This window comes from Streptomyces sp. Ru73, assembly GCF_002920575.1.
In the GTDB taxonomy this organism is placed as follows: Bacteria; Actinomycetota; Actinomycetes; order Streptomycetales; family Streptomycetaceae; genus Streptomyces.
On the sequence record NZ_PQSQ01000152.1, the window covers coordinates 1 to 11,738 of the forward strand.

Genomic DNA, 11,738 nt, shown 5'->3' on the forward strand with positions numbered 1-11,738 from the left:
GGAGGCCCCGCCGGAGTCCTCGCTGCCCGCGCTGCGCGAGGCATACCGTGCCGCGTCCCAGCTGTACGAGAAGGTGGGCGTCGGCGCCGACCTCAGGGCCGAGCAGGCCCGCGCCGAGGGTGACGAGTCCGCGGCCCGTGCCGAGCTGGACCGGCTCACCAACAAGGTCCGCACCCGCGCCGAGCAGCTGCTGCAGAGCCCGGACGCGGCCGACGGCCCGTCCCGGCAGGCCGCGGCGGCCCGTGCCGAAGAGCTGGTCACGATGCTGGAGTCGCGGGCCTCGGCGGCCAGTGAGCAGCTGGGCCGGCTGCGCGGTGAGACGGAGCGGCTGGCGCCGCCCGAGGGCGTCGAGGCGCACACCGAGCTGCCCGAGGAGCTGGTGCCGGCCGACGCCGACCGCGCCAAGGAGCTGCTGCGCACCGCCAACGCCGAACTGGCCACGGCCACCGACGCGCTGGACACCGCCCGTGCCACCCACGCCGAGCTGCTGCGCGGCCACCGCGCCGCCGAGGACGCGGCCGGCGGCTTCGACGAGATCGCCGCGATGCTGCGCGACATCCTCCGCGACAACGCGCCGGAGGAGGACCAGGAGGCGCCCGAGCCGTACCGGGGCCGGCTGGAGGAGGCCCGGCAGGCGGCCGCCGAGGCACGCCGCTCGCTGCGCGGCTGCGCGAGCGACCTGTCGGCGGCGGAGTCCGCCGTCCGGGAGGCCAGCGACGTCCTCGTACGGCACGCCAACTCCACGCGGTACGAGATGGTCAAGACCCCCGCGCGGCAGCAGATCCGCGAGCTGCCGGCGGCCGCGCTGCCGGACCACGCGGCGAAGTGGGCCGAGGCGTTCGCGCCCCGGCTGCGCGTCCTCACCGACGAGCTGGAGCAGCTGGAGCGCAACCGCGACAGCATCGTCGACCGGCTGCGCGGACTGGTCGAGTCCTCGCTGGCCACGCTGCGTTCGGCGCAGCGGCTCTCGCGGCTCCCGGAGGGCCTGGGGGAGTGGTCGGGCCAGGAGTTCCTGCGCATCCGCTTCGACGACCCGGACCAGGCCACGCTCACCGAACGGCTCGGCGAGGTCATCGACGAGGCGACCCGCGCCGCCGTCAAGCGCAACAGCGACCTGCGCCGCGACGGCATGTCCCTGCTGCTGCGGGGTGTCGCGGCGGCGCTCCAGCCGCGTGGCGTGGCCGTCGAAATCCTCAAGCCGGACGCGGTGCTGCGCGCCGAGCGCGTGCCCGTCGGGCAGATGGGCGACGTCTTCTCCGGCGGCCAGCTGCTCACCGCGGCCATCGCGCTGTACTGCACGATGGCGGCGCTGCGCAGCAACGACCGGGGCCGCGACAAGGAACGGCACGCCGGCACGCTGTTCCTGGACAACCCCATCGGCCGCGCCAACGCCACGTACCTGCTGGAGCTGCAGCGGGCGGTCGCGGACGCGCTGGGCGTCCAGCTGCTGTACACCACGGGCCTGTTCGACACCACGGCGCTCGCGGAGTTCCCGCTGGTCATCCGGCTGCGGAACGACGCGGACCTGCGCGCGGGCCTGAAGTACATCAGCGTCGAGGAGCATCTGCGCCCCGGCCTGCCGCAGCAGCGCCCGGAGGCGGAGACCATCCACGGCGAGATCACCGCGACCCGCATGTTCAAGCGCCCGGAGGAACAGGAACCCCCGCGGGTCCCCCGCCCGGACCGCGACCGGACGGCGGCTGAGGACGACCGTACGGCCGCGGAGGACGACCGTACGGCCCCGGCTCCGGAGGAGGACCGTACGGCCCCGGCCTCGGCGGAGGAGCGGTAGCCGACCGGGACCACCGGCTCATGGGGGGCACGCCCCCGGGCCCCACGATCCGCACGGGGCCCAGCGGGACAGGCTCCCCGTGCGGCGGCGGTCGGCCTGCCGGCGCCCCGCGGCGTCAGAGCATCGCCACCGAGCGGAGCACGTCGCCGCGGCGCAGCCGGCCGAAGGCGGCCTCCAGGTCGTCCAGACCGACCGTCTCCGAGACGAGGGCCTCCAGGTCGAGCTTGCCGCGCAGGTGGAGGTCGATGAGGACGGGGAAGTCGCGGCTGGGCAGGCAGTCGCCGTACCAGGAGGTCTTGAGCGCGCCGCCGCGGGAGAAGACCTCGTGCAGCGGGAGTTCGACGTGCGTCTCCGGCTCGGGGGCGCCGACCTGCACCAGTACGCCGGCGAGGTCGCGCATCGAGAGCGCCTGGAGGAAGGTGTCAGGGCTGCCGACGGCGTCGATGGTGACGTCCGTGCCGTGCCCGCCGGTGAGCGTGCGGACCGCCGCGACCGGGTCGGTCCAGCGGGAGTTGACGGTGTCGGTGGCCCCGAAGCGCTCGGCGGCGTCCAGCTTGCGCCCGTCCACGTCGACCGCGATCACCCGGCGGGCGCCGGCCAGTGAGGCCCCGGCGATCGCGGCGATGCCCACGCTGCCGCAGCCGATGACGGCCACGGTGTCGCCGTTGCCCACCCGCCCCGTGTGCACCGCCGCGCCGTACCCGGCCATCACCCCGCAGCCGACCAGCCCGGCCGCCTCGGGCCGGGCCGACGGATCGACCTTGACCGCCTGGCCGGCGGCGACCAGCGTCTTCTCGGCGAACGCGCCGATGCCGAGCGCGGGCGTCAGCGGCGTACCGTCCAGCAGGGTCGTCCGGCCGCGCGCGGTGCGGGAGTCGAAGCAGTACCAGGGGCGGCCGCGGCGGCAGGAGCGGCAGGTGCCGCACGGGGCGCGCCAGGCCAGGACGACGTAGTCGCCGGGCGCGAGGCCGTCGCAGCCGGGCCCGGTGGCCTCGACGATGCCGGCGGCCTCGTGCCCGAGCAGGTACGGGAAGGCGTCGCCGGCCGCGCCGTCCCGGTGGTGGGCATCGGTGGGGCAGACGCCGCACGCCTGCACCTGTACGAGCACTTCTCCTGGCCCCGGATCGGGCACCAGTACCGGCAGGACCTCGACCGGCGCCCCCTTCTTCACAGCGATGACGGCGCGGGCTTCGTGCGGCATGTGTTCTCTCCTCGACAGCGCCTGGGGCGCGGAGGTGGGTGCCGGGCTTTGTTGCCTATGATGCGATCTGTTGCACCATATGGGACATGGTGGAATCCGGCCGCCGATCCGTCAAGGGGTTTCCGCCCTGCCGCGCAAGGGAGTTCAGGCCGCGTAGCCCATGGCCCGGGAGAGGTCGGCCGCGGCCTTCACGGCCCGTTCGGCGAGCTCCGGCAGCAGGTCCTGCTCCATGCGGTACGCGGGGCCCGAGACGCCGATCGCGCCGATCACGGCGCCGTCGTGCGCGCGTACCGGCGCGGCCACGGCGTTCAGCCCGATCTCCAGCTCCTCGGCGGTGCAGGCGTAACCCCGCTCCAGCGCCTCGGCCAGCTGCGCGCGCAGCGGCGCGGTGGTGAGGGTGTGCTCGGTGAAGCGGGGCAGCGAGCGCGCCAGCAGGCCGTCGCGGCGCTCCCGCGGCAGGTGTGCGAGCAGGACCTTGCCGCTCGCGGTGGCGTGCAGCGGCGTGCGCCGGCCCAGCCAGTTGTACGCGGTGACCGCGGCCCCGCCGCGCGCCTGCATGATGTTGACCGCCGCGTCGCCGTCCAGGACCGCGATGTTGGCCGTCTCGCCGGTGTCCTCGGCCAGCGCGCGGCACACCGGGGCGCCCTCCTGGGAGATGTCCAGCCGGATCGCGGCGGCGCCCGCCAGCCGCAGTACGCCGGCGCCCAGGTAGTACTTGCCGCGCTCGCCCTCCTGCTCGACCAGCCCGCGGTTCTCCAGGACGCCGAGGATGCGGAAGGCGGTGGACTTGTGAACGCCCAGTTCCTCGGCCAGCTCGGTCACCTTGGCCTCGCCCAGCCGCGCGAGGCTTTCCAGTACGCTCACCGCGCGGTCGACCGACTGGACGGAGCCGCCTCCGCCGCGGGTGCTGTCGCCGGTGTCCTCGGTGGTCCCGTTCGTGTCGCTGCTCTCGGTCGTCTTCGGCATCGGTCTGTGCGTCACCGCCAGGTGGCCGTGTGCGGCCCGTCGTCGGGAGCCCGTCGTGACGGCTCCCTGAGCTCGTTGTGGTGCGTTTCTCCGTTGCGTATCACGCGATGCGATGCGCAATGGAAAACGCCACTATACCGATCTGCGCGAAGGGGGCCAGATGATACCGCAGATCCGTACGGACTCTTCACGTCCTCGACGGTGCCTCCGAGCTGGGCGATCGGCGTGATGGAGCGCTACGCGGCGGCCGAGCGGCGCTCCTGCCGGCGTGCGCGCCGCCGCTCCCGGCGCAGTGCCCGCGCGGTGCTGCTCGGGCGCGACTCCACGCCGTTGCGCTGGATCCACACCTGCCGGGTCACCCAGACGTCCAGCACGCTCCACGTCGCCACGATCGTCGAGGCGACGGTGCTGAGGACGGCGGGGAAGGCGAGCCAGGACCCGGCGAGCGTGCTGAGGAAGGCGATCATCGCCTGAACGAGCGTCACCGCCACGATGATCACGGCACGTACGGCGGCGGCACGCACCGGATCGGGCATCCGGGGGCGGGCGGACGGTTCCTCCTGCCACAGCGTGCCGCTTCTGCCGATGTCCATGAAAGCGTCACTCTCCCCGTGCTTTCCCGGCCTGTCCGGCTGTTCGGTGACTGCCCGGATTTCCCCCGGTACATGCCGCCGTACGCCGGCACTTCCGATCTTACGGCGGCCCGCGGCGGGGCGGACGGCGGCACCGGGGGAGGGCCCGTTCCGGCCAACCGGCAAGGCACGCAAGGGCAGTGCGGGTGAGGTGGCGGAGGACACACGGGCGGGCGGGTTGTCCCGGAATCACCGGACAAGGGCGGCTATCCGGCCCTGACCTGCGGCCCGGTCCCCTGGACAGCTCTTCGAGTTGGTCCCCCGACAGTAGTAGGCTCGCGCCGTTTGTTGACGGAACACCACCTCGGCGCGCCGGGGTTGACGTAGGGGAGGCCATGCGCTTTCGCGGGAAGTCCATCCGCCGGAAGATCGTGGCGTTGCTGCTCGTCCCTCTGGTGTCCCTGACCGCCATGTGGGCCTTCGCCACGTACGTCACCGGCACCGAAGCCCGCCAGCTGCTGAAGGTCTCGGTCGTCGTCGACAAGGTCGGCCACCCCACGGAAGAAGCGGTGCAGGCCCTGCAGAAGGAGCGCCGCGCCACCCTCGTCTACCTCGCCGACCCCCGGATCGCGGGTTCCCTGACCGATCTGCGCCGGCAGTCCCGCGCCACCGACCGGGCCCTCGCCCGGCTCCGTACCAACGCGCAGACCTCCGACGTGCGCGACGACCTCCTCGGCGGCGCCGGCCCCCGGCTGCAGGCCGCCCTGAAGGGCTTCTCCGGCCTGGACGGGCTGCGCGACCAGGTCGAGCGCGGCACGCTCAGCCGCCGGGAGGCGTTCGAGCAGTACAACGCGCTGGTCGACCCCTGCTACGCCTTCCTCGGCAGCATGCAGACCCTGCCCGACCCGGAACTCTCCGACGACGGCGGCGCGCTGGTGAACGTCACGCGCGCACGGGAGGCGGTCTCCCGCGAGGACGCGGTCCTCAGCGCCGCCCTGGTGTCCGGCACGATGACCCCGCGCGAACTGCGGGACTTCGCCGACCGGGTGGCCGAGCGCAAGGTCCTGTACACCACTTCGCTCACCGCGCTGCCGGCGAGCGACCGGGCGCTCTACGAGGACTACTGGAACACCGCCAAGGCGCGCGAACTGGAGTCCTTCGAGGACAAGGTGATCGGTTCGGGCCCGACCCGCGCCCCCTCCGCCGTCAACGACGAACGCTGGCACGGCACCGTGCGGCAGGTCCTGGACGACCTGCGCCGGATGGACCAGGAGACCGCGGCGCGCTTCGCGGACCGCGTGCAGCCCGCCGCGATGACCGTGCTGGCCAAGGCCGCCTTCGCCGGTGTCCTCGGGTTCGTCGCGCTGCTCGTCTCGATCATCGTCTCCTTCCGGCTGGGCCGCCGGCACGTGAAGGACCTCAGCCGGCTCCGCAAGGACGCGCACGAGGTCTCCGGCGTACGGCTGCCCAGCGTCATGCGCCGGCTGGCCGCGGGCGAACGGGTCGACGTCGAGGCCGAGGCGCCCCGGCTGGAGTTCACCCAGGACGAGATGGGCCAGGTCGCCCAGGCGCTCAACACCCTGCAGCGGGCCGCGATCGAGGCGGCCGTCAAGCAGGCGGACATGCGCCGCGGCGTCTCCGAGGTCTTCGTCAACCTCGCCCGCCGCAGCCAGGTCCTGCTGCACCGTCAGCTCACGCTGCTGGACGCCATGGAGCGCCGTACGGAGGACGCCGACGAGCTGGCCGACCTCTTCCGCCTGGACCACCTCACCACCCGTATGCGGCGGCACGCCGAGGGTCTGGTCATCCTCTCCGGCGCCGCACCGTCCCGGCAGTGGCGCAAGCCCGTCCAGCTCATGGACGTCGTGCGGGCCGCGGTCTCCGAGGTCGAGGACTACGAGCGCATCGAGGTGCGCCGGCTGCCGCGGCTCGCCGTGGACGGCCCGGCCGTCTCCGACCTCACCCACCTCACCGCCGAACTCCTGGAGAACGCCACCGTCTTCTCGCCGCCGCACACCGCCGTGCAGGTGGTCGGCGAGCGGGTCGCCAACGGCTTCACCCTGGAGATCCACGACCGCGGCCTCGGCATGGCCCCCGACGCGCTGCTGGACGCCAACCTGCGGCTCGCCGAGACCCCCGAGTTCGAGCTGTCCGACACCGACCGGCTCGGTCTCTTCGTGGTCAGCCGGCTCGCCCAGCGGCAGGGCGTACGCGTCTCGCTGCAGCCGTCCCCGTACGGCGGGACCACCGCGGTCGTCTTCATCCCCGGCACGCTGCTGACCGAGACCGCCGACGGACGCGGGGAGGGCCGCGGCGAGGACACCGGCTCGGTGGAGCGGCCCGTGCAGGCCGCGCGCGGGAAGCTGGCGGCGCTCGCCCAGGTCCCGGTGCCGCTCCCGGAGCGCGAGACGGCGCACGGCGCGGCAGCGCGGCGCACCGCCGACGAGGACGAGCCCGCGTTCCGCGGCCCCCGGCGCCGGCCCCGCTCCGAGGAGGACCGCCTCGCGCCGACCGGCCCGGTGCCCGCCGAGCCCGCGCACCGGCCGGCCCCCGAGCGGGCGCCCGGCGACGGCCCCGCGCCGCTGCCGCGCCGCCGCCGCTCCCCGGCTCTGGTCAGCGACCACGGCCGGCCCGTCGGTGACCAGGACGGCGGCCCGTCCGGCGAGGCGGCCGACGCCCGCAGGGAACACGGCCACGTACGCGGACCGCGCGAGGAGGACACCGCGGCGGAGCGCCGTACGGACGGCCCGGCGGCCGGCCCGTCCGGCGACGCGCCCACGGGTGCCGCCCCGGCCGGTCCCGCGCCCGCAGAGGAAGCGCGGCCCGCGACGACGGTGCGCGGACTGCCCAGGCGAGTGCGGCAGGCCAGCCTCGCCCCCCAGCTCAAGACGCCGCCCGGCGGGCAATCCGGTGCGGCGTCCGAGGCCGCGGACCCCGCGGCCGACCGTGACGCCGAGGCCGTACGGGCCCGCATGGCATCGCTCCAGCGCGGCTGGCAGCGCGGCCGGCGCGAGTCCGGCGACGACGGCAGCGCCACCGCACCGAGAAAGAACATGGGAGGGGACGGTCGATGACCGCACCGAAGGCAACAGCAGCAGGGACCGCAGCGAAGGGCTCGGGCGAACTGGGCTGGCTGCTCGACGAGCTGGTCGGCCGGGTGGGCTCCATCCGCAAGGCGCTCATCCTCTCCAGCGACGGCCTGGCCACCGGCGCCTCGGCCGACCTGTCCCGGGAGGACGCCGAGCACCTGGCCGCGGTCGCCTCCGGCTTCCACAGCCTGGCCAAGGGCGTCGGCCGGCACTTCGAGGCGGGCCAGGTGCGGCAGACGATGGTCGAGCTGGACGAGGCGTTCCTGTTCGTGAGCGCCGCGGGCGACGGCAGCTGCCTGGCCGTGCTCGCCGACGCGGACTCCGACGTGGGCCTGATCGCGTACGAGATGACGCTGCTGGTCAAGCGGGTGGGTACGCACCTGGGCACCGCGCCCAGGACCGACCGGCCCAGTTGAGGATGACGACGGTGACCGCATGAACCGAGTGACCGCATGAAGCGACAAGATCAGGCCGGGTCCGCCGCGGGCCCGGCCCGGTGGTTCGACGACGAGGCGGGCCCGGTCGTCCGTCCGTACGCCATGACCCGCGGCCGTACCGCCAGCGGGGCCGTCGCCGGGCTCGACCTGATCGCGCAAGTGATCGCGGAGAGCCGCGCCGACGAGCCGGTCACCGACCAGTCCCTGTCGCCCGAACACCTCGACATCGTCGACCTCACCCGGGAGTCCCCGCTCTCGGTGGCCGAACTGGCCGCCGAGCTGGACCTGCCGGTCGGCGTCGTCCGCGTGCTGATCGGCGATCTGCTCGACGCCGGCCTGGTCCGGGTCAGCCGGCCCGTGCCGCCCGCCGAGCTCCCCGACGAGGGCATCCTGCGCGAGGTCATCAACGGCCTGCGCGCGCTCTGAACAACCCGCGCGCGCTCTGAAACGGACTGAGCGCGCTCTGAGCGGCCCGGCCGGGCCCCGCACGTCCCGGGAGCCCGGCCCGTCCGGCCGCGCCTCTCAGCCGCCGTACAGGGCCAAATACGGCGCCAGCGCGAACAGCACCACGACCAGGCCGGCCTTGAGCGTGCGGGACGGGAGCGCGCGGGCGATCCGCCAGCCGATCAGCACGCCGGCGAGTTCGGGGACGCCGACGAGCGCCGCCAGCGGCCAGTCCACAGCGCCGTGCGCGACGTAACCGAGCGTCCCCGCCGTCGCGATCACCACCGACTGCACCTGCGCGACGGCCAGCGCGGCCAGTACCGGCATCCGCAGCGCGACCAGCAGCGGCACCGTGAGCATCGGCCCGCCGACCCCGAACACCCCGCTGGCCACCGCGACTCCGAAGCCCAGCGGCGCCGCCACCCAGGAGGAGGGGTGGTGCGCGGCCCCCGTAGGCGCGGCGCGCCGCTCGCGGTACCAGACGAGCCCGCCGACCAGTGCCACGAAGGCGCCGAGCAGCAGCCCGAAGGCGCGTCCGGAGACCAGGGTGTTGGCCAGGACGCCGAGCGGGGTGCCGAGCACCGCCGCGCCCGCCAGGACCCACGCCGTACGCCGTGTCCGGGGCTCCCGCAGCTCTCCGGAGCGCACGTACGCCGCCGTGCCCAGCAGGCCCGTCGCCACGTGCGTGACGATGGCGGTGCCCGCGACCTGCGCGGGGGAGAGGTCCGTGAGCACGAACAGCCCCACGGTCGCGAGCACGCCGCCGGGGCCCACGGCCGTGATGCCCACCCCGGCCGCCAGCCCGAAGAGCACCAGGAGGAGCAGCGTCGCCGTATCGGGGCCCGCGCCGCTCATCGCGCCGCCTCCGGTGCCGGGCCGCGGTGCAGCGTCGCCTGGAGGGCCAGCCGGTCCGCCCTGATGTGCAGCGACTCGGCGTCCACGGGACGGCCGTCGGCGAGGTGCGTGAGCCGCTCGATGGCGAAGACCGCGGCCCCGGCCGCCACGCCCAGCAGCGCCGCGGTGTCCGGGTCCGCGTTGACCGCGTGCACGGACACCTCGGCCCGGCCCAGCCGCTGCCCGGAGGTCTCCTCGATGAGCGCGAACAGGTCGCGGTGCGCCAGGTCGCAGGCGAGCAGCGGCGTCCCGACGTCGGCGGTGAGGTACGTGGTGTCCAGCGACAGCGGCAGGCCGCCCAGCCGGCGCAGCCGCTCGACGTACACGGCGCCCTCGCCGGGGGGCAGGCCCAGCCGCTCCGCGATGGCCGCCGGCGGCGCCGGTACCGGGTGCGCGGCGCGCACCTCGTTGGTCACCGCGCCGTGCCCGGTCAGCGTCTCCGCAAGGCCGGCCAGCCGGTCCAGGCCGTGGCCGTACTTGGGCATCACGACCGTGGTGCCCACGCCCTGCTTGCGGGTGATCAGCCCCTCCTTGCGCAGCAGCGCGAGGGCCTCCCGGACGGCGTTGCGCGACGCGCCCAGGTGCGCGCCCAACTCGCGCTCGCCCGGCAGCACTCCGCCGTCGTACGCGCCGCTGGTGATCCGCTGGCGGAGCACGTCGGCCAGCTGCCGGGCGCGCTCGGCGCGGGGCCGGGAGGACACCCACGGCCCGTCGTCCCCGCACTCCGCACCCGGTGGTGCCGTCTCCCGCATGACTGTTCCCCTTCCGTAACGCGGTCCCGCCCGCCGCCCTGCCCTCAGGAGCGGCCGACGGTACCGGCCCGGCATTACGCCAGAGTTACGCCACCCCGCTTGACCTGCGTAAATCTCTGACCAGCAGAGATGCGTCGAGGGCTGCGGCGATACGCCGGTACGCCGCGTCCGCGTACCGCTCCCCGTACGCTCAGTGATCATGAGCACATCACACAGGGCCGGTGCCGGGCCGTGGGGTTGTCGTCGGTACAGTCGGTGCGGAACGATCCACTCCCACGCGGGAGTTGTCGTACTCCCACAGTTGTCATCAGCCGCGGTGCGCCGTCCGCCGCTGATGCCCCCCACCGACATCGGAGGAAGCGGTCAATGGTCTTCGGGCGCGCTGAGCGACGCCGCAAGCAAGCCGTCGAGCCGGTCACGCTCAAGATCCTGGTCGCCGGCGGTTTCGGCGTCGGCAAGACGACCCTGGTCGGCTCGGTGAGCGAGATCAAGCCGTTGCGCACGGAGGAGCAGCTGAGCGAGGCGGGCCGGCCCGTTGACGACACCGCGGGCGTCGAGGGCAAGCACACCACCACCGTCGCCATGGACTTCGGTCGGATCACCCTCCGCGAGGACCTGGTCCTCTACCTCTTCGGCACGCCCGGCCAGGACCGCTTCTGGTTCCTCTGGGACGAGCTGGCCACCGGCGCGCTGGGCGCCGTCGTGCTCGCCGACACGCGCCGTCTGGAGGACTCCTTCGCCGCGATCGACTACTTCGAGCGCCGCGGCATCCCCTTCACCGTCGCGGTCAACTGCTTCGAGGGCGCCGAGCGCTACCCCGCCGAGACCGTCCGCGAGGCACTGGACCTGGACCCCGAGGTCAGCGTCGTGGACTGCGACGCCCGCATCAAGGACTCGGCACGCGACGTCCTCATCGAGGTCGTCCAGCACGCGCTGCGGATGAGCGAGGAACAGCGGGAGCCGGCCCTCTCCTGACGCGCGGCAGCGAGCCTCTCCCGGTGCGCGGGAACGAGCGCCTGCTGGAGCGCGGAGCCAGTCCTCTCCTGTCGCGCGGCAGCGAGCGCCTCTCGGCGCCCGGGGCGAGCGCCTACTGGAGCGCGGGAGTCAGCGCCTCCTTGGCGCGCCGGAGCCGGCGTCTCCGAAGCGCCGCGTCGCGCGTCCCTGAAGGAGCGGTGCCGCGCGGCCCGTACCCCGCCGTCCGGGGCACGGGCCGCCACCGTCCCGCGGGCGCCGCTCCCACGCCCCCGCTGGACGCCTACTCGCCGTTCTCGTCCAGCCAGCCGAAGCTGCGCTCCACCGCCTTGCGCCAGTGCGCGTACTCCCGCTCCCGGACCTCGCCCGGCATCCGCGGCGACCACTCCGCGTCCCGCTTCCAGTGCGCCCGCAGCTCGTCCAGGTCCTGCCACACGCCGGTCGCCAGACCCGCCGCGTACGCCGCGCCCAGACAGGTCGTCTCGGCGACCACCGGCCGGATCACCGGCACCCCCAGCACGTCCGCCTGGTGCTGCATCAGCAGGTTGTTGGCGGTCATCCCGCCGTCCACCTTCAGCGTCGTGATCTGCACGCCGGAGTCCTGGTACATCGCGTCCAC

The 11,738-nt window shown here is 74.4% G+C and carries 10 protein-coding genes and 1 pseudogene; 5 read left to right on the forward strand and 6 right to left on the reverse strand.

Going from position 1 to position 11,738, the window contains the following annotated elements; all coding sequences use genetic code 11:
• Window positions 1-1,792, forward strand: a pseudogene (locus tag C3486_RS34880) (hypothetical protein); the annotation flags it as partial.
• 115 nt (window positions 1,793-1,907) lie between these two features.
• On the opposite strand, the gene C3486_RS34885 reads toward C3486_RS34880, so the two are convergent.
• The 3 genes from C3486_RS34885 to C3486_RS34895 form a co-directional block, all read right to left on the reverse strand.
• Entirely contained in the window at window positions 1,908-2,993 is a 1,086-nt protein-coding gene (locus tag C3486_RS34885; RefSeq protein ID WP_103836881.1) for an S-(hydroxymethyl)mycothiol dehydrogenase, read from the reverse strand.
• A gap of 144 nt (window positions 2,994-3,137) precedes the next feature.
• Window positions 3,138-3,959, reverse strand: a complete 822-nt coding sequence (locus C3486_RS34890; RefSeq protein ID WP_103836882.1) for an IclR family transcriptional regulator — start codon at window positions 3,957-3,959, stop codon at window positions 3,138-3,140.
• Between the two features lie 236 nt (window positions 3,960-4,195).
• Window positions 4,196-4,651 carry a hypothetical protein gene (locus C3486_RS34895; protein ID WP_374936960.1) on the reverse strand — a complete coding sequence of 152 codons (456 nt, stop codon included), beginning with the start codon at window positions 4,649-4,651 and terminating at the stop codon, window positions 4,196-4,198.
• 275 nt (window positions 4,652-4,926) lie between these two features.
• Between C3486_RS34895 and C3486_RS34900 the strand changes: the two genes are divergently transcribed.
• The 3 genes from C3486_RS34900 to C3486_RS34910 are packed head-to-tail and all read left to right on the forward strand — an operon-like array spanning window position 4,927 to window position 8,483.
• Window positions 4,927-7,605 (forward strand): nitrate- and nitrite sensing domain-containing protein, encoded by a 2,679-nt coding sequence (locus tag C3486_RS34900; RefSeq protein ID WP_103836884.1) that lies wholly within the window; start codon window positions 4,927-4,929, stop codon window positions 7,603-7,605.
• Complete coding sequence (locus C3486_RS34905) at window positions 7,602-8,036, forward strand: roadblock/LC7 domain-containing protein (RefSeq protein WP_103836885.1); 435 nt, start codon at window positions 7,602-7,604, stop codon at window positions 8,034-8,036. Before C3486_RS34900 ends, C3486_RS34905 begins: the two co-directional genes overlap by 4 nt.
• Window positions 8,037-8,072: 36 nt before the next feature.
• A complete protein-coding gene (locus tag C3486_RS34910) occupies window positions 8,073-8,483 on the forward strand; it encodes a DUF742 domain-containing protein (protein WP_103836886.1) in 411 nt (136 codons plus the stop codon).
• A 96-nt stretch (window positions 8,484-8,579) separates the two neighbouring features.
• Here C3486_RS34910 and C3486_RS34915 read toward each other — a convergent pair whose 3' ends face one another.
• Window positions 8,580-9,356: a sulfite exporter TauE/SafE family protein gene (locus tag C3486_RS34915; protein ID WP_103836887.1), complete on the reverse strand. Its 777-nt coding sequence runs from the start codon at window positions 9,354-9,356 to the stop codon at window positions 8,580-8,582.
• Window positions 9,353-10,147, reverse strand: a complete 795-nt coding sequence (locus C3486_RS34920) for a GntR family transcriptional regulator (RefSeq protein ID WP_103836888.1) — start codon at window positions 10,145-10,147, stop codon at window positions 9,353-9,355. Before C3486_RS34920 ends, C3486_RS34915 begins: the two co-directional genes overlap by 4 nt.
• A 366-nt stretch (window positions 10,148-10,513) precedes the next feature.
• Between C3486_RS34920 and C3486_RS34925 the strand changes: the two genes are divergently transcribed.
• On the forward strand, window positions 10,514-11,122 hold the full coding sequence (locus C3486_RS34925; RefSeq protein WP_103836889.1) for an ATP/GTP-binding protein: 609 nt from the start codon (window positions 10,514-10,516) through the stop codon (window positions 11,120-11,122).
• A 280-nt stretch (window positions 11,123-11,402) separates the two neighbouring features.
• On the opposite strand, the gene C3486_RS34930 is transcribed toward C3486_RS34925, so the two are convergent.
• Window positions 11,403-11,738 (reverse strand): FGGY-family carbohydrate kinase (locus tag C3486_RS34930; RefSeq protein ID WP_258053187.1); only part of this gene is annotated, 336 nt, incomplete at its 5' end.